The organism is Tindallia californiensis (genome assembly GCF_900107405.1).
Taxonomy (GTDB): domain Bacteria; phylum Bacillota; class Clostridia; order Peptostreptococcales; family Tindalliaceae; genus Tindallia; species Tindallia californiensis.
In genome coordinates, this window is record NZ_FNPV01000004.1 from 67065 (window position 1) to 84289 (window position 17225).

Annotated in this window: 19 protein-coding genes; 14 read left to right on the forward strand and 5 right to left on the reverse strand. The window is 40.6% G+C overall.

Annotated elements, in window-relative coordinates:
* Positions 1–74: 74 nt before the first annotated feature.
* Positions 75–1991: an LTA synthase family protein gene (locus BLV55_RS06270; protein ID WP_093312492.1), complete on the forward strand. Its 1917-nt coding sequence runs from the start codon at positions 75–77 to the stop codon at positions 1989–1991.
* A gap of 74 nt (positions 1992–2065) precedes the next feature.
* On the opposite strand, the gene BLV55_RS06275 is transcribed toward BLV55_RS06270, so the two are convergent.
* From BLV55_RS06275 to BLV55_RS06285, 3 genes are read right to left on the reverse strand one after another with little or no spacing between them, the layout of a single operon-like run.
* On the reverse strand, positions 2066–3409 hold the full coding sequence (locus tag BLV55_RS06275) for an ABC transporter permease (RefSeq protein ID WP_093312494.1): 1344 nt from the start codon (positions 3407–3409) through the stop codon (positions 2066–2068).
* Entirely contained in the window at positions 3402–5405 is a 2004-nt protein-coding gene (locus tag BLV55_RS06280) for a COG1361 S-layer family protein (protein ID WP_093312496.1), read from the reverse strand. Before BLV55_RS06280 ends, BLV55_RS06275 begins: the two co-directional genes overlap by 8 nt.
* Positions 5402–6082, reverse strand: coding sequence for an ABC transporter ATP-binding protein (locus BLV55_RS06285; RefSeq protein ID WP_242870055.1), 681 nt, complete (start codon positions 6080–6082; stop codon positions 5402–5404). The genes BLV55_RS06280 and BLV55_RS06285 overlap by 4 nt, the downstream gene beginning before the upstream one ends.
* A 246-nt stretch (positions 6083–6328) precedes the next feature.
* On the opposite strand from BLV55_RS06285, the gene BLV55_RS06290 reads away from it, so the two are divergent.
* Complete coding sequence (locus BLV55_RS06290) at positions 6329–6919, forward strand: DUF3793 family protein (protein WP_093312500.1); 591 nt, start codon at positions 6329–6331, stop codon at positions 6917–6919.
* 111 nt (positions 6920–7030) lie between these two features.
* Here BLV55_RS06290 and BLV55_RS06295 read toward each other — a convergent pair whose 3' ends face one another.
* Positions 7031–7741 (reverse strand): TVP38/TMEM64 family protein, encoded by a 711-nt coding sequence (locus BLV55_RS06295; protein ID WP_093312501.1) that lies wholly within the window; start codon positions 7739–7741, stop codon positions 7031–7033.
* Positions 7742–7901: 160 nt separating this feature from the next.
* On the opposite strand from BLV55_RS06295, the gene BLV55_RS06300 reads away from it, so the two are divergent.
* From BLV55_RS06300 to BLV55_RS06350, 12 genes are all read left to right on the forward strand, one after another.
* Positions 7902–8096, forward strand: coding sequence for a hypothetical protein (locus BLV55_RS06300; RefSeq protein ID WP_093312503.1), 195 nt, complete (start codon positions 7902–7904; stop codon positions 8094–8096).
* A 115-nt stretch (positions 8097–8211) separates the two neighbouring features.
* Positions 8212–9054 (forward strand): ABC transporter ATP-binding protein, encoded by an 843-nt coding sequence (locus BLV55_RS06305; protein WP_093312505.1) that lies wholly within the window; start codon positions 8212–8214, stop codon positions 9052–9054.
* 22 nt (positions 9055–9076) lie between these two features.
* Positions 9077–9976: a substrate-binding domain-containing protein gene (locus BLV55_RS06310; RefSeq protein WP_093312508.1), complete on the forward strand. Its 900-nt coding sequence runs from the start codon at positions 9077–9079 to the stop codon at positions 9974–9976.
* A 41-nt stretch (positions 9977–10017) separates the two neighbouring features.
* Complete coding sequence (locus BLV55_RS06315; RefSeq protein ID WP_242870056.1) at positions 10018–10638, forward strand: class I SAM-dependent methyltransferase; 621 nt, start codon at positions 10018–10020, stop codon at positions 10636–10638.
* Between the two features lie 5 nt (positions 10639–10643).
* On the forward strand, positions 10644–11648 hold the full coding sequence (locus BLV55_RS06320; protein ID WP_207646039.1) for an ABC transporter substrate-binding protein: 1005 nt from the start codon (positions 10644–10646) through the stop codon (positions 11646–11648).
* Between the two features lie 17 nt (positions 11649–11665).
* On the forward strand, positions 11666–12691 hold the full coding sequence (locus BLV55_RS06325; RefSeq protein WP_207646040.1) for a FecCD family ABC transporter permease: 1026 nt from the start codon (positions 11666–11668) through the stop codon (positions 12689–12691).
* Positions 12692–12710: 19 nt separating this feature from the next.
* Entirely contained in the window at positions 12711–13394 is a 684-nt protein-coding gene (locus tag BLV55_RS06330) for a GTP-binding protein (protein WP_093312512.1), read from the forward strand.
* A 53-nt stretch (positions 13395–13447) separates the two neighbouring features.
* Positions 13448–14449 carry an ATP-binding cassette domain-containing protein gene (locus BLV55_RS06335; RefSeq protein ID WP_093312515.1) on the forward strand — a complete coding sequence of 334 codons (1002 nt, stop codon included), beginning with the start codon at positions 13448–13450 and terminating at the stop codon, positions 14447–14449.
* 182 nt (positions 14450–14631) lie between these two features.
* The gene (locus BLV55_RS14575) at positions 14632–14772 is read left to right on the forward strand and encodes a hypothetical protein (protein ID WP_176968297.1); all 141 of its coding nucleotides are present in this window, start codon (positions 14632–14634) and stop codon (positions 14770–14772) included.
* Between the two features lie 58 nt (positions 14773–14830).
* Positions 14831–15199 carry an ArsR/SmtB family transcription factor gene (locus BLV55_RS06340; RefSeq protein ID WP_093312949.1) on the forward strand — a complete coding sequence of 123 codons (369 nt, stop codon included), beginning with the start codon at positions 14831–14833 and terminating at the stop codon, positions 15197–15199.
* The gene (locus tag BLV55_RS06345) at positions 15196–16149 is read left to right on the forward strand and encodes an ABC transporter ATP-binding protein (RefSeq protein WP_093312517.1); all 954 of its coding nucleotides are present in this window, start codon (positions 15196–15198) and stop codon (positions 16147–16149) included. Before BLV55_RS06340 ends, BLV55_RS06345 begins: the two co-directional genes overlap by 4 nt.
* Entirely contained in the window at positions 16146–16880 is a 735-nt protein-coding gene (locus BLV55_RS06350) for an ABC transporter permease (RefSeq protein ID WP_093312520.1), read from the forward strand. The genes BLV55_RS06345 and BLV55_RS06350 overlap by 4 nt, the downstream gene beginning before the upstream one ends.
* A gap of 52 nt (positions 16881–16932) precedes the next feature.
* Here BLV55_RS06350 and BLV55_RS06355 read toward each other — a convergent pair whose 3' ends face one another.
* Positions 16933–17211 carry a hypothetical protein gene (locus tag BLV55_RS06355; RefSeq protein ID WP_093312522.1) on the reverse strand — a complete coding sequence of 93 codons (279 nt, stop codon included), beginning with the start codon at positions 17209–17211 and terminating at the stop codon, positions 16933–16935.
* Positions 17212–17225: the final 14 nt, after the last annotated feature.

The window sequence follows — 17225 nt, forward strand, 5'->3', positions numbered from 1 at the left end:
GGGATAATTTCTGTCATAAGGAAAATGGGAGCGTTACGTTTTTTCTGTAATAAAGGATATCGGAGTGATTTTTAATGGATTGGGGAAAAAGGATAGAAAAGCCAAACGCACACATTATACGGATGATGACGGTTTTTGTGATAACGCTTTTAGTGAAAATGATGATTCTGCACTGGATCATGGGAGTAAGGTTGTACTTTATACAGGCGGCTATTATGAATTTGATGACACTAACTGGATTGTTTTTATTATTTATTTATTTTTTTCCAAAAAACTATTTCAAGGCATTCTGGTGGATGCATTTACTGGTAAGTGGCCTGATTTTTGTAAACACCGTTTATTACAGCCATTTTTTTACATTGGTACCCGTGGGAAGTGTTTTTCAAATTGGTCAGCTAGGTGGTGTTTCAGATAGTATTTTTGCTCTTTTGAGGCCGATATACTTTCTTTACTTTGCCGATACGATTTATTTAAGGTTTTGGATAAAAAAGAAAAGCAAGTTGTATCATTCCTGGTATTATGATAAAAAAAATAGAAGAAATGGAATTTATGCGATAGCTTTTATGGTGCTAATGTCTTTTATGGTGGGAGCTATCAATCTGGTAGCCTTAAGTACAGAAGGAAATTTAAGGCCGGCAAATTTAGGGATGATTAATTATCATATTTATGATACGTTTCGTCTTACAAGACCAGCTCCTATTGTCGATCCGGATCAGGCGGAAGAAGCGGTGATAGCTATTGAAGAAGAAGAGAAAGACCGCCGCTTTGAAGGGTTGTTAGAAGGACGCAATATCATTGTTATTCAAGCGGAATCATTGCAATCTTTTCCGATGGAACATGCATTGGCGGATCAGGAGGTTACTCCTGTATTAAATGATTTGATTCGTCAGGACACCCTGTATTTTTCTAATTTTTATGAGCAAGTAGGATGGGGAAATACTTCTGATGCTGAATTTGTGGTACATAATGGATTTTATCCATCCACATCCACTTTTAGTTATCAGGCCTATGAAGGAAATGATTTTTATACACTCCCGATGCATCTGGAAAAACAGGGGTATACCTCGATCGTTTTTCATGGCAATGATCCGGAATTCTGGAGCAGGCAGTCCGCCTATCCCGGTCAGGGAATTCATCATTTTTACAGTGCGGAAGATTTTGAAATGAATGAAATTATTGGATTAGGGCTTAGTGATTATGAATTATATAAACAGTCCATTCAGTGGCTGAAGGAAAAACCGGAACCTTTTTATGCATTCTATATAACTCTGACCTGCCATCATCCCTTTGTGATGCCGGAACCGTATCAATGGTTGGACATGCCCGCTGAATATGAAGATACTTACCTGGGTCATTATTTGCAATCTGTATACTATATGGATCAACAAATTGGATATTTTATCAATCTGTTAAAAGAAGAAGGATTGTATGATCACTCAGCTATTGTGATTTATGGAGATCATCAAGGCGTTGATATGCGTAATCAGGAAATTAATGAACAGGTAAGCCGCTATATAAGCAGACCTTATCAGGAAGATGAAATGTTTAGAGTTCCCTTAATGGTTCATGTGCCGGGAAGTGGTGTCGAGGAAGAAATAACTTTAGCAGGAGGACAAATTGACTTCTTTCCTACGATGGCTAATTTAGCAGGAAATCCCTTAGCTCCGGATGCTGTTCTTGGACAAGATTTGTTAAACATTAAAGAGGGGTTTGTTGCAAAGCAAGTCCATGTTTCCGCTGGATCTTTTATTGATAACGAAAAGATATTTATTATGTCGCCGGAAGGGCTTTATGATAATAGTCAGTCCTGGAATCTGAAAACCGGCGAACAGGTTCCTTTGGAAGAAGCAAGGCAAGGTTATGAAAGGGCTTTGGCAGAAATAACGCTTTCGGAATATGTGATGGAAAATAATTTAATTCCAAGAGTGCAAAAGGCTGGGCTTAGTGGTATTCTTGATAATATTCGGTTTTTACTTGACTTAGAAAAATAAAGAAAAAGTAGTGGCAATCCATACAGGATAAGCCACTACTTTTTTTGACGATTATTCTTTTGGCTATCGAAGGACTAATCATTTCGAATAGCTTCTAAAGCACTAAGTTTCATAGCACGGCGAGCTGGCGAATAGCCAGCGATCAATCCAACGACGGTTGAGAACAATAATGCGGCTAAAGCGAGAGAAATAGGAATAATGGATAGTCGCTGTGCACTTCCTGGTCCCATAAAACCGGCACCTAGCTGATTGAGACCGTAGGAAATAAGGTAGCTGAAACAAACGCCGAGTAAGCCACCTCCAAAACCAATTAAACCAGCTTCAATTAAAAAGAGACCTTTAATATCTGAAAGTGTTGCTCCGATAACCTTCATCACACCAATTTCACGGGTTCGTTCATAAATACTCATGATCATTGTATTGGTGATACCGATGGCGGCGACCAGTAAGCTGACGGCACCGATGCCGCCTAAAATAGCCTGTGTCATGCGGGCGGTGTTTTTCATATCGTCAAGGATTTGAGTGAGACTAAAGGTTTGAAATCCTTGGTCTTGAAGAAATTTAAGAATACCATCTACTTCATTGATAGATGCTGCTTTTATACGGACACCATCGTATTCATCACGTTGGGAGCGATTCTGAGTTTCGCGGTTATGTCGTTGCTCCTGTTCTAAGATAGATTCAAAGGAACTTAGTGACATAAATACCTGATAATCCTTTTGATCATGAGATCTTTCTAAGATACCAACACCTCGAACGTCATGTTTAAGAGGTTCTTTGTCATCCGTATGATCCGGTCGATCTGTTTGACGATCGCCATAACTCATATCAGAAGTGATCAGTAAGGAACTGGTTAAAACATCGACGGGAGGCGGCTCTTCTCCTGGTGGTCCATAGTGAAAAGATTGTCGTAACCGGGGATTATAAAACTGATGTGGCACATCACGTCCGAAAACAATGGATTCTCGGTCGTTAGCATGCAAAAGCCTACCTTCTTCAGCTGTAAAACCAAAGGATTCCATTACTTCTGGATCAACGCCAACGACGTTGACATTTGCAATATGCCTGCCAGCACCAATACGCATATATTTTTCCCGGGTAGCCATAACGGCTTTGACTCCCGGAATTTTGTTGAAGGAAGAGATTGTTGCATCGTTTAATTGAGTTTGTCTCTGTTGAGTTCTGGAAGAACTCTGGCTACCACCCATGAATTGTCCCTGTGGATAGACTTCTATTACCGTTAAATCTCCCATCTCTTGAAGAAACTCCTGAAAACCTCTATCCATAGCAATGCCTAAAGAAAGCATAACGATAATTGAACAGGTACCGATAACAACACCCAAAATCGTAAGAATTGTTCGGGTTTTACGGCGCAACAAACTGTCCCAACTCATCTTAAATAGATCCAGTTTATTCATCGTCCTCCACATCCTCCATGTCTGACTCCTGTTTTTTCTTCTTTCTTTTTCGGTACCAAAGGAAAGAAGCACCACCTATCAGCAGAAGAGCTAAAAGAATCCAAGGGCTTTTTGAGCTGGTATTTTCTGGCTCATGCATCTCGAAATCTTCGGGGAACTCTTCCGGCATCATCATTTCCATGACTTCGATAGAAAAATCTTTTTCCAGACGATGAGATTGATTGATTTCATCATCAAACTGAAAAATAATGACTCCTTCCATGGTGCCTTCCTGCATCGGGAATAAAGTGGCATCATAGTAATTACTGGAGCCAGCTTCCATATTTCCTATATATAAAGAGCCATCCTGAGTTTCAAAATCTCCTTCAATGCTAATGGTTAAATTTCGGATCAGTCCTCGGCCCACATTGTAAAAATCAATACTGACGGGAACAGGATCGCCGACAAAAGCCTCCATACCGGTTTCTACATCGCTTAAGGAGAGGGTGGTTTCTTGAATAACAGGAATACCTATCAGTTCTCGGGATTCATGTTCATTTCCTGAAGCATCCTCGTACTTAATATCTGCGTAAAGATTATGCGTTTGAAAATCAGCATCCGGTCTGGGGCGTAGCGTTATTTCATGGACAGACTGCTGGCTTGGCTGAATTTGAGCAATATATAAGGAGTTGCTACTGTTAACCGGAGCAAACACCTCGCCATCAGAAGTAAAAGAAACTTGTATGTTACGGATTGATTCATTAGCATGGGTGTTTTGGAAAGAGATCGATAAAGGGAACGGATCTCCGGCACGAATATAATCAGCGTGATAATCGTAATGACTCACAATGATTCGAGGTTTACTGCCGGAAGTTGGTGTTCCCACCATCACGCCGGTATACTGAGTGAGCGAATCTTGGTCACTTCTGCTGGATTTCACTTGTATTTCTAAAGGATAATTTCTTGATTCTAAGCCATCTGTAGGAAAATAAGTAAAACTCAAGGTTTTACGTTCTCCCGGCATAAGTTGTTTTAAATGGGTTTTAGCTGGTGTTTTTGGAAGTAAAGCATCTTTGCCATCGGTGATAATACTAAGTCCTTCCAGTTTTCTATCGGTGTCGTTTACGACAGTAAATGACAAGGTGAAATCTTCAAAGGATTCGACGGAATGGGTTGGGATTTTTATATCTTCAATTTTGACACCACGATGCAATCCACCCTTTTGAACCGCTAATACAATTGGCTCTTCGGATTCGTACTTTTTGCCATACTCATCTTCAAAAGTAATTCCTAGGGTTACTTCTGCATTGCGATTTTCCAAAGAATCTGCTGGCTTTGCTGAAAAAACAAAACGATCAGCGCTGCCTGCTTTTAATTCATTGTAATGTTGCTTGCGTTGGGAAGGACTGATATTCAAAGCTCCCGCATCAGCTCCTGATAGTTCCAGTTCAAGATTTTTAAGGGTTAGATCACTAGTGTTTTTAATACTTATTTCGACGGTTTGTCTTTCTTCTAACAATAGTTGATTGTCTGGAATGAGGATTTCTTCGACATCAATAGAAGGCATTCGCAAGTGATTTTTTATGTTGACATGCACCTCGGCAGAAAAAGAAGAACTACCGCTAAAGTTACGATCTGTGTATGTGACTGAGAAAGGAATGGCATAGGTGCCAGTAGGGATGTTTTTCTTCAATGTAACATCAAAGTAAATTACCTTTTGGTCATGGCCATTAATCTGAGAATGGCTTTTTCGCATATCTGATGATTTAAGATCAATAGGACTTTCATCGTTATGATCCAATGAAATTACTAGATTTCTGGCAGATCCCAGTCCGCTGTTTTGGATGGGAATGGGCAGGCGGATTGATTCCCCTGCTTCAGCGTTGGTGACAGAGGCACGTGAAGATAAGTTGAGATTCGGTTGATGATTCATTGCAAAAACCGATTGAGGTAAAACGGTAAAAAGTAATAATAAGCATAAAAGAAAAGAAATTAAGCTACTTCTGGTAAAAGTCATATCATTTTATCCTCCTGTTTAATATTTCCATCTAAAAAGGTAAACACTCGATTGGCATACTTTGAAATGCTGGGATCGTGGGTTACGATAATTAAAGTTTGGTTTTGACGTGATGCCATTCCCAACATAATATCCAACACTTCTTTACTTGTTTTGGAGTCTAAGTTACCGGTAGGCTCATCAGCAAAAATAACCGGTGGCTTTGCAACAAAAGCCCGTGCGATGCCAACTCGCTGCTGTTGACCACCACTCATTTGTGAAGGCCGGTGCTTTACATATTTTGCTAAGCCGACATCTTTTAACATCTTTCGAGCAAGTTCGAGACGTTTTTGTTTAGAGACCCCCCGAAAAGTTAATGGCAAACTGACGTTTTCTTCGGCTGTAAGCAGTGGCATTAGATTATAGGACTGAAAAACAAAACCTATATGACGTTGTCGGAATAGTGCCAGCTGTTTTTCATTCATTAAATCAATTCGTCGTTGTTGGATAAGGATCTTTCCTTTGGTCGGCTTCTCCAAGCCAGCCATCAAGTTTAACAGCGTTGATTTACCGGAGCCGGAAGTACCTAAAAAACAGCAAACCTCGCCTTTGTCAACAGATAAGGAAATACGATCAACCGCTACCACTTTTTCGTCACCGAGACGGTAAACCTTTCGGACATTTTCTAGTTGTATCATCATGGACACCTCCTTTTGGTCATGTGATCATCTATTGTAAAGGTTGTAATAGATGGGAAAATGAGTCTAAGCCTCCGAGGTGATCAAGTGTACTAAAACAGATAGTACAGCAAGATTATAATCCCTATTAAAGTCATTGTCAACAGGAAGAAAGACGGATATGAAAATCATTTGTTTTGACTTTTTACAAAAAGAATGATATTATTAATGATAATCAATATCAATTAATTGGAAGGAGGGAACCGGATGAAACAGTGCTACTACCATGATTTAAGTGATCCAAAAGGATTTCAGCGCTGGATAACAGAAAAATTGGCTCCGGTGTTATTGGCCGTAAAGCCTGCAGAAATGCTGTGTTTTTCTGGAAAGGATGAGGAAGGAAAGACACGAATCCGTATGATTCAAGAGTATATTAATCAGGTTCCCTGTGTGAACTTCCGGCAATTTTCTATGCAAAATGGAAGACAGAAAATATTATTTTACCATCAACGCAAAATGATGGAAATCCTGCAGGATTCACGCAATCTCAGATTTTTGAACACTCAAGGCTATGCAGAAGCAAAAAATATGGAAGATTACTTGGATGTATTAGTCTTAAAAATTTCTACAGGAAAAATTCCCCATGAGATAGGTGTTTTTTTAGGATATCCCTTAAAAGATGTATTAGGGTATATGGGGCATCCTTCCTTAAAGCTAACGAAGGTGAATGGATGGAAAATCTATGGCAATCCAAGTGTTTCAGATCGAACTTATGAAGCGATTGAAAAAGCAAAGAATATTATTCGTCGGCAACTGGAAATGATGGAACCGGATCAAGTCATTAGTCAGTTTTGTTAAAAATGGAAACAATAAAAGAAAGCACCTCTGAGATTAGTTTACTCGGGGGTGCTTGTTAGTTAGCCCTCTGTATCTGAATAATGAATGGCAAGTAACGTAATGGAATGAATGCTAGGATGAAAGAGGTTCCTTCTTTGATTTTGATGACTGAATGATAAAGCTGGAAATAACAGGAATAAAAGCAGCGGCAGCAAACAAAAGCAAGGTTGGAATACTTATCAAATCAACTAACTGTTTGACAGATACAATTTGAACCCCTATATGCGTGAAAAGCACAATGCCTGGATAAGCTCCTAGTAAAGTGAAAATAAAATAGGTAAGTGGCTTCATATCCGTTAATGCAAAATAAGAATTAACGACAAAGCAGGGAACTACTTCGATCATTCGTAGCATGAATAATAAAGCTGGGCCATGACTGTTAGACATTTTTCGTATCCTTTGAAAAGATCCTTTAAAATAGGTTTCTACCGTATCCTTAAAAGCAAAACGGGTCAATATGAAAACGATCATATAACCAGTACTATTAGCCAATAAAACCAGCAATGAACCTGGAAGCCAGCCAAAAATCGCACCACCTGCCAGTGTGATAAGGCCACTTCCTGGAATAGCGAAAGAAGCAAAAAGAAATCGAAGAAGAAAAAAAGCGAAGGCAGATCTAAGAAAAAAGCTTTGCTGGTATTGTTGTAACCCTTCAATAATTGCATACAAACAAAGACCATGATGGTTTCGGGAATAAAAATAGATCATAAGACCGGTAATGAACATAATTCCATAGGCTAACTGAGCAATTCTTTTTTTATTAGAAAACAGTGTTACAATCAAAAAAGACACCTCCGAAGAATAATCATTCTTATCATACCATCAAAGAAAACGATAATCAATATCAAGATTTGAATAAATGTATTGAAAATCCTTGACAAAAAGACAAATGCCCTTTATCCTTTATATAGAATGATTATCAATTACAGTTGAGGTGTGAAAAATGCCAGATCAAAACAAAATGGTTTTAGATTCCATTCAACAATTATATGATTCTTTATTTCAACATGATGGTTACGGGGAAATGAAAATTGAAATGAAATTCTTAAAAAAAGGACAAAAGGAAATCATTATTCACTGTGGAAAGCAATACCGGTATGTGGTGGATTGGCCGGAGGAAAAAGGCTGTACAGAGTAACGTAGAAAATAAGTAAATACGAAGGTGGTTCTGTGGGTGAACCCTTCATTAAAGTGCTGAGACTGCGCTTTTGTGGAGGGCTTTTTTATTTGAAATAACAGATAGGGGTGAGCATATGTTATCGGTAAAGAATTTAACCTATTCTTACGGCAACCATCCGGTGCTTCATCAGGTGACAATGGATGCTAGGCAGGGGGAGATAATATCCTTGATTGGTCCTAATGGCTCAGGAAAATCGACATTACTTCGTTGCATCAGCGGGTTATTAACACTAAAAGATTCTTCGGCGATTCAAATAGATGGTCGTAGAATTTCGGCGTACAAAAGAAAAGAGCTTGCCAAAGTGGTAGCCTTTTTACCTCAGTTTCAGGAAAAGATGCCAGGCATTACCGTCAAGGAACTGGTAGCCTTTGGAAGAACGCCTTATCAGCGTACCGGGTGGTTGTTATCAGATGATGATCGGGAGGCTATTCGCTGGTCATTGGAATTCTTACAGCTAGAAAATTTTGAAAATCGAATGGTAGACCAACTTTCCGGAGGTGAGCGACAGCGGGTATGGATTGCGATGGCACTGGCACAAGATACGCCCATTATTTTATTGGATGAACCGGTGACCTATATGGATCTGAAGCATCAGTGGGAACTTCTTGGAATCATCAGTCACTTAAAGGAAAAGTTTGGAAAAACAGTTATTTCTGTTTTTCATGACATTAATCATGCCCTCGAAGTTTCGGATCAGATTTGCTTGCTTCATCAGGGAAAAGTCCATCAGATGGGAAATTCGGAACAGGTGATCACAGAAAAATCCATCAAAGAAGTATATGGGATAAAAGCTCAGGTCTGTCGGACGAAAACATGTTGCCGGTCGGTGGTAGTTCCGGAAGGCAGAAAGAGAAAAAGGCAAAAAGAAGAAGAACATTTAGAAAATCATTTGAATGAAATTGGACTGTTGAGCTAAAACAGAAGAAAGGAAGAGGGAAATGGAAGCTTTACTGCATATACCAATGAACTTGCGGGGTTACTTAATGGAGGAAGTAGAGGAATTTCTTTTTACTCAGAAATCACCAAAGGAAAACCCTCCCATGGTTACTCAGCCATCACACGATCATTCTGTCAGCTGGCTAGAAGAAAGAATTGACAGCCAAAATGTACCGGATGTGGCAATGGCCCATATCAGTGATTTTGCCAACATAAATCCGTCGGACTGGAAATCTTTGTTTCGGGAAAGTCAGGGAGATTTTATTATGGATGAATTTAAGATGGAGATTCGTTCTGAATTCAAAAAGTTTTTTCGACCGGAAAGTATTTACATGCCTATGTACTTTATGCCTGCCGTTGTGATTGCCGGCAAAAATTTTCAAGAAAATGAAGTGGAAGAGCTTTCCTGGAAAAGCGTGGCAAACCTTGGTATTCCAATAGCGATGCCGGATAAGGATACACCGATTGTAAAAATGGTACTGAGTTTTCTAAAAAAACATTCGACAACCTTATACGAAAGGGTTCTTGCTAATGCATGTTTTGTAGGATCACCACCTCAAGTGATTGAAAAAGTTGGGGCCGGAGAATTTGATATTGGAATTGCAAACCAATCTTTTTCATTGATGGGTAAATCGAGAGGCATTAGAATACTGCCAGTGGAAGAGGGGGCCATTCCGTTGCCACAGGTTATGGTTCAAAAGAAAAATAGTTCGATCGCCAATCCGGAAGCACTGATACTTAAGTCATCGATCCGAGAATACATCCATCAGCAAGGGGCATGGCCATTGGTGGGTAATGAAACCTTGCACGGTTTTTATCCTAATAATCGGTGGATCTCAGACTGGACTGACTGGGAGGAATTTTTGGAAATCATTGCTTCGGTAGAAAAAGATCTTAAATAGAAAAAATAGAAAAAATAGAAAAATGGAATAGAGGTGAAAAAGTGCTTAAAACATTTTATCCAATGCTTCAACCGGTGTATCCACTTCTAGTGCAACAGTTTGTGGATGACTACCAACTGACAACAGGGATAGCCCTTGATGTTGGAACAGGTCCGGGTTATCTGGGGCTTGAACTGGCTAAGATTACCAATATGGAAGTGTGGTTCCTGGATTATTCATCGGAAGCAATTGAGAAATGCAAAAAAAACGTTTTGGAGTGTGAACTGGATAACAAACTTCAGTATTTTGAAGCTGATGTTGCTGATATGCCGTTGGAAAGCGGATCGGCAGACTTTATTATGAGTCGCGGTTCTTTATGGTTTTGGAAAGAACCAGTAATAGGCCTGAAGGAAATTAGCCGCATCCTCAAGCCGGGTGGCACTGCTTTTATAGGTGGTGGTGTAGGGCGTTATGTACCGGATACGATGAGAGAACGTCTTCAGAAAGCTAATAAAGAAGCAAGGAAAAAAAGAGGTGACGGACCGCGTCCTTCGCTGGAAGATGTTCGAAAGTGGGCGGAAGAAGCCTTTGATCAAGAGCAGCAGATTAAATACCGGGTGTTATCCGATGATTTAGAGGGAAAAGATGGAAAGTGGATTGAAATAAAAAAAGATAGGAGTTGAAAATGGTGAAAATTAAAAATAAGCAGCAATGGGTGATATTGATAATAGCTCTAATGATCCCAGGATTATTATTGGCAGGTTGTGGAAATGGAGAAGGAACGGAAGAAGTTGTTGAGCCGGAAAGCGCCGAAGAGCAAGAGGTAGTGGTGGAAGAGGAAGAAAGCAATGGAGATCATGTAGTGATAGATCATATGGGAAGAGAAGTACAAATACCCGATGAAATCAACAGACCGGTGGCATTAACCGCTAATTTGATGGAAGGCTTATATATTATTGGTCTGGAACCAGTGGCAACCGTAGATAATTACCGAATCCGCTCGGAAGCCGAAGAACTTCCAAAACTGGGAGTGCAAGGGAATGTTAATATAGAGGCAATTTATGGTGTGGAACCGGATTTTATTGTTGCTCATTTCAGGCATCAGGGAGAATTAGTAGAATCTTTAGAGGAAATAGGCGTTCCTTTATTTGTTATTGATCCGGCACAGGTAGGAGACGCTCCCTTATATGATTCCGCTTTGTATCTGGGGAAAATTCTTAATCGAGAAGAGGCAGCCCTTGAATTTGTGGAAGAGGTAGAGGCTATTGCAGAAGGACTGAAGGAAGAAATTCGAGAGAAAACCGAGATTAGAACAGGATTGATTCTGGAAGATGGAGACAGTATTAGAGCAGCACAAACAGCTTCCGGAATAGGCGCCATCCTGACAGGATTAGGGATTGAGAACATTGTGCCGGAAGATATGCCAGGAGCTGGCAATGAAACCTTTGTCTCTTTTGATATTGAAACCATTGCATCCGCTGATCCGGATGTAATCTTAATCAGACCTTCCAGCAATGACAAAGATCATAACAAACAACGCTTAGAAAGCTATCAGTCAGATCCCATGTGGGCAGAACTGTCGGCTGTAAAAAACAACAATATTCATATGTTGCCCTTTCGTTTGCACCCGGGCCGAGCTACGGTAGATGAAATGTATAAAATGGCTGCTAATGTGATACTATCCGAGGATTAAAAGGCAGGAGCGAGAAGATGGGAAAAGATAAGAACAGCACATCGATTCACAGGTTTCGACTAATCAGAATGGTAGTGGCCTTTGCCATTACCATTCTGATTGTTTTGTATGGTATTAGCAGCGGCACCATCGATTTTACGTGGCAACAAGTATGGGGAGTATTGAGAGGCAGTAAGACAGAAGGTTTAGCCCATCAGATTATTTGGAATGTAAGGGCACCGCGAGTTCTTACCGGAATGCTGGCAGGCATGAATTTGGCAGTAGCTGGGTCTTTGCTACAAGGGATTTTAAGGAATCCGATGGCATCTCCCAATATTATTGGGGTAAATGCCGGTGCTGGACTAGCAGCGGTGGTCATGATGGTTGTTTTTCCTGGAGCTATTCGCTATCTGCCGGTAGCATCCTTTTTAGGTGCGCTAATGGCAGCGATGGTGATATACCTCTTGTCCATGCGTCGGGAGACGGCGTCAGCCACTGTGCATCTGGTATTGGCTGGTGTAGCACTTTCAGCTTTTTTTAACGCAGTGACTTCTGGGCTGATGACACTTAATGCTGACGAGCTGGAAGTTACTTATAACTGGCTTTTAGGAAGCCTTTCTGGCAGAGGGTGGCCATATTTTTACACCTTGTTACCCTATAGTGTGGCTGGGTTGCTCCTGGCAATATTTATCAGTCCAAAAGTAAACCTTTTTGTTCTTGGAGAAGAAATGGGTAACAGTATTGGGATATCTGTGTACTGGTACCGAACGGCGATGATCGGAATTGCGGCTGTTTTAGCCGGAAGTGCCGTCAGTGTTGCTGGCACCATTGGTTTTGTAGGATTAATCGCTCCGCATATGGCCAGACTGATCATAGGGGCTGATTACCGGTATCAGATCCCAATGGCCGCTATTTTAGGGGGAGGGTTGCTAATCCTTTCTGATACGGTGGCAAGAATTATTTTTCAGCCCTTTGAGCTTTCTGTAGGCGTGGTAACGTCTATCCTGGGTGCTCCCTTCTTCTTATATTTACTTTATCAAAAACGCTCAGCTAATTTGTTTTAGTTTAGAAAGGGTGGAAAGTATGAAATTAATTACAATAGCAGGACCACCATCTTCCGGTAAAACATCGGTAACTGTGAAAGCCTGTACCGAGCTTTTGAAGGAGGGCTTTCACATTGGAATGATTAAATTGGACTGTGTTTCAACTCAGGATCATGAAATCTATGAATCCAGAGGGTTTCTGGCGAAAGAAGGACTGTCCGGCAACCTTTGTCCGGATCATTACTTTGCCTGTAATATTCAGGAATGTGTTGACTGGGGCATAGAAAATAATCTGGACTTACTGGTGACGGAAAGTGCCGGATTGTGTAATCGATGTTCACCACATATTGATGAGGTGATGGCGGTGTGTGTTATTGATAACCTGATGGGTGTCAATGCACCGGTAAAGATAGGTCCAATGTTGAAAACGGCAGATTTGATCATTATCACAAAAGGCGAAATTGTTTCCCAGGCAGAACGGGAGATTTTCGCACTGAAAGTAAGGCAATGCAACCCTAAGGCTACCATATTACATGTTAATGGAATTACCGGGCAGGGAAGCAGAGAAATGGCAGACTTTCTTAAAAACAGTGAGACGGTGTTCTCTTTGGAAACATCTTCCTTAAGATTTACAATGCCAGCAGCTCTTTGTTCCTATTGCCTTGGAGAAAAGAAAATCGGGTCAGGCTACCAAAAGGGGAATGTCCGAAAAATAGATTTATGATTGGAAGGAGAAAGCAGGTTGAGAATTACGTTGCGAATAGGAAGGTGATAGGAATGGAACTGCTAAGAAAACCACTTAGTGAATTGTTGCAACAAGAGCCTTATCTGGAATCTTTTTTTCACAGCCATGGACTTAGTGTAGAGGATAAGAAAGAAAATTTTTTGGCGGTAGTGAACCGGTTAAGACGTCGTGAGCTGGAAGATCTTGGTACAAGCAGAGAATTTCTTTTGGAGGGATTCGTGGCTTTTGCTGAACATGCCAGAAGCGTAAGAAATAAAAAAACCATACCAGTAGAGTCAATAAAGGTGCTGGGTGGTACCCATAAAGACGGATCACCTGAAACCTTAGCATTAGAAATGCGGCCGGGTGATATGATTTGTCTGGTTGGAGAAACTGGTTCCGGGAAAAGTCGGTTACTGGCTGACATTGAATGGATGGCACAAAAGGACACTCCTACCAACAGAGAAGTTCTGATCAATGGGAATAAGCCAGATAGCAAATACCGCTTTGCTGTGGAACATAAAATGGTAGCTCAATTATCTCAAAATATGAATTTTGTGATGGATCTTTCTGTAAAAGAATATATTGCATTACATGCCGAAAGTAAAATGCTGGAAGATAGCCATGAGCTGGTTGATAAGATATTGACCAAAGCCAACGAACTGTCGGGAGAACCTTTTGAAGAAGATACATGTTTAACGGCTTTGAGTGGTGGTCAATCCAGAGCTCTCATGGTGGCCGATACAGCCCTTCTCAGCCAGGCTCCTGTTGTGTTGATTGACGAATTAGAGAATGCAGGAATTCATCGGAGAAAAGCACTGGAACTATTGACGGGAGAGTCTAAAATCGTTTTAATGGCTACTCACGATCCTATTTTAGCCCTTCATGGGCATAAAAGACTAGTGCTGAAAAACGGAGGTGTCGATCAGATGATTACCACCAGCAATGAAGAAAAAGCCTTATTAAAACAACTGGAATACATGGACAAGCAAATGATGGATTGTCGAAAAGCACTTCGCAGAGGTGAAAAATTAAAGGTAGAAAAGGCTTGCTAATTAGAAAAGATCTATTAACAGAAACAAGTGAGTTGACAATTGATTAAGAGAATGCTATTCTAATTAAGGGAATACTTAAACAGAATAGCGTTTTTTATTGGTGAAAAACAGATAGGTGGCTATCTACTGTCATTGATTCATTACTAAGACGCTTTGCGTTCTTTGACCGGGAGGGATGATAAATGAGCGAAGCAAAATGCGAGCATCCAGAAAGACTAAAAGGAAAAAAACCAGGTGAGTGCAGTGAAAAGCAGAAAGAAATATGTCACGGCCATGAATCCAAGCAAGATCAACACAGCAGCGAAAGCGAACAGACAAAGTGAAAATCAGTCAAAACCGTCTGATCCCGGATCAGGCGGTTTTAGTATGGGAGGTGAGCCGATGGATAAGCTGGTAAATCGTCTGCGTGCACTGGCGGATGAGAATCGACTGAAAATCATTGTTTTATTGCTGGAAAAAGATTATTGCGTGGGGGCTCTTTCGAAAAATCTGGGTATATCCAAAGCCGCTGTTTCTCAGCACATGAAAATCCTACGGGAAAATGGGATTGTAAAAGGAGAAAAGAGAGGCTATTTTACCCATTATGAAGTTCAAAAACATCAAATAAAAGGAATTTCTGAGGAGCTTGAGGAAATATCCCGGCGTGAGTTTAAGAAGGACAGGCTGGTTCATTCCTGCCAGAAAAATGGAGACTGCCATGAAGCAAAAATTAAGGAAGAAGGAAAAGAAAATAAGGGTGAAAGCATATGAAGGCTATAAAGGTACAAGCATTATCTAAAAAATATGGCGAAAAAGAAGCTGTAAAAGGTATTGATTTTATGGTGGAAGATGGAGAAATCTTTGGATTTCTAGGTCCTAACGGCGCCGGTAAAACTAGTACCATTAATATGCTCATTGGTTTATTGAAATCAACCAGTGGGACCATAGAAATTCTTGGTAAGAATTTGGCAACACAAAAAGAAGCGATTCAGGCAGAAATCGGTGTGGTTCCGGATGAAAGCAATTTATACCCGGAAATGAGCGGACTTGAAAACTTAAGCTTTTGTGGCAGTCTTTACGGAATGAGAAAAGATGAACGGGAAAAGCGGGCCATAGAACTGCTGAAGATATTTCAGTTAGAAGATGTGAAACATAAAGCTTTTAAGGCTTACTCCAGAGGAATGAAACGAAAGCTGACCATTGCTGCGGCCATGATGCATCAGCCAAAAATATTGTTTCTCGATGAACCAACTTCAGGAATTGATGTGGCCAGTGCCCGGCAAATCCGTAAAATGATAGAAGAGTTGCATCAAAAGGGGACCACTATTTTTTTGACAACCCATTATCTTGAAGAGGCGGAACGGCTTTGTCAACGAATTGCTTTTATTGTGGATGGAAACATTGTGAGAACCGGAAGCGTAGAAACCCTGAAAGCTTCTTTGCATGATCAGTCAGGACTCTTGTTAAAGCTGGATCAGAATATGGCAAACCTGAAACAATCCCTGCAGGAAGAGTTAAAATTGACAAAAGTAGAAGAAGTAAACCAAAGATCACTGAAGATCGTCTGGCCACCAGATCAGGAACTTACGCCACTGTTTACTTTTTTTCGGAAAAAAGAGGTTCATATCCTCGAAGCGAAAAGAATGGAACCAACCATGGAAGAAGTGTTTGTTGCCATCACTGGGATTGAGCATTCTGAAGAAGAAGGAGGGGAAGCATGAACAAAGGGATTGCGCTGCTAAGCATTTTGAATAAAGACATCAGGAATTACTACTTAAAACCGCCCAATATCAGTTGGGGGATGATTTTTCCTCTGGCTTGGACGTTAATGTTTGTATTGCGAAGCGAAACAGAAGTGGATCTTATCGAGATATTGCCTGGTGTCATGGCACTTTCCATTCTTTTTGGCACCACCTCCATGCTGGCGGTAACCATCACCTTCGAGAAAAAGCAAAAATCCTTTGAACGATTGATGTTAGCCCCAGTCAGCCTATATTCGCTGATGCTGGCTAAAACCGGAGGAGCCATTATTTTTGGGATACTGAACGCCATGGTGCCGCTGATTTTGGGAATTGCATTAACGGGTTTAAGGGCGATTAACTGGCCGGTTTTAATGGGGGCAATTTTACTGATTGCGGTAACCAGTACGTTTTTGGGGCTCATGATTGCAGTAGCAGCAAAAGAAGTGTTTGAAGCCCAAACCTTTTCCAATTTTTTTCGATTTCCCATGATTTTTTTATGCGGTCTTTTTATTCCTATTCAGGACTTACCGGTGTTGTTCCGGCCCATCGCTTATATGTTGCCACTCACTTATGGTGTTGATTTGTTGAAACTGGCCATTCAAACAGAAAGTATGATGCCTGTTTTCTTGAATTTTTCTTTGCTATTGATCTTTTCTTTTGGACTCTTTCGCTACAGTATCCATAGGATGGAACAGAACTGGATGAACTGATGGGACAAAAGAGGCAGCTTTCGCTGCCTCGAAGTTTAATGAAAAACAGATACTATTCGGCGCTGGAATCCGTTAATGGCTGAGGATCTTCCAGGGCCATTTCTTTTTCAGCAATTAGATCTTCAATAGTTTCTTTTTTCAACATCAGTTCTTCCAGTGTTAATTTGCTTAAGTCATTTTGATTTGATTGTGGAACATGAATTCCATAATTTGATAGCATTTCATCTACCTGTTCCTTGTTTTTCAGATAGACATAATATCCGGCGGCGGCAATACCCACTCCAACGACAAAGCCTGTTACATGGTCTCTTGTAATTCCAAATTGATTCATTTACATTCACTCCT

Excerpts from the sequence above, each read along its gene's own strand:
- BLV55_RS06270 (WP_093312492.1), top strand. The coding sequence starts at position 75 with ATGGATTGGGGAAAAAGGATAGAAAAGCCAAACGCACACATTATACGG.
- BLV55_RS06275 (WP_093312494.1), bottom strand. The coding sequence starts at position 3,409 with ATGAATAAACTGGATCTATTTAAGATGAGTTGGGACAGTTTGTTGCGC.
- BLV55_RS06280 (WP_093312496.1), bottom strand. The coding sequence starts at position 5,405 with ATGACTTTTACCAGAAGTAGCTTAATTTCTTTTCTTTTATGCTTATTA.
- BLV55_RS06285 (WP_242870055.1), bottom strand. The coding sequence starts at position 6,082 with ATGATACAACTAGAAAATGTCCGAAAGGTTTACCGTCTCGGTGACGAA.
- BLV55_RS06290 (WP_093312500.1), top strand. The coding sequence starts at position 6,329 with ATGAAACAGTGCTACTACCATGATTTAAGTGATCCAAAAGGATTTCAG.
- BLV55_RS06300 (WP_093312503.1), top strand. The coding sequence starts at position 7,902 with ATGCCAGATCAAAACAAAATGGTTTTAGATTCCATTCAACAATTATAT.
- BLV55_RS06305 (WP_093312505.1), top strand. The coding sequence starts at position 8,212 with ATGTTATCGGTAAAGAATTTAACCTATTCTTACGGCAACCATCCGGTG.
- BLV55_RS06310 (WP_093312508.1), top strand. The coding sequence starts at position 9,077 with ATGGAAGCTTTACTGCATATACCAATGAACTTGCGGGGTTACTTAATG.
- BLV55_RS06325 (WP_207646040.1), top strand. The coding sequence starts at position 11,666 with ATGGGAAAAGATAAGAACAGCACATCGATTCACAGGTTTCGACTAATC.
- BLV55_RS06330 (WP_093312512.1), top strand. The coding sequence starts at position 12,711 with ATGAAATTAATTACAATAGCAGGACCACCATCTTCCGGTAAAACATCG.
- BLV55_RS06335 (WP_093312515.1), top strand. The coding sequence starts at position 13,448 with ATGGAACTGCTAAGAAAACCACTTAGTGAATTGTTGCAACAAGAGCCT.
- BLV55_RS14575 (WP_176968297.1), top strand. The coding sequence starts at position 14,632 with ATGAGCGAAGCAAAATGCGAGCATCCAGAAAGACTAAAAGGAAAAAAA.
- BLV55_RS06340 (WP_093312949.1), top strand. The coding sequence starts at position 14,831 with ATGGATAAGCTGGTAAATCGTCTGCGTGCACTGGCGGATGAGAATCGA.
- BLV55_RS06345 (WP_093312517.1), top strand. The coding sequence starts at position 15,196 with ATGAAGGCTATAAAGGTACAAGCATTATCTAAAAAATATGGCGAAAAA.
- BLV55_RS06350 (WP_093312520.1), top strand. The coding sequence starts at position 16,146 with ATGAACAAAGGGATTGCGCTGCTAAGCATTTTGAATAAAGACATCAGG.
- BLV55_RS06355 (WP_093312522.1), bottom strand. The coding sequence starts at position 17,211 with ATGAATCAATTTGGAATTACAAGAGACCATGTAACAGGCTTTGTCGTT.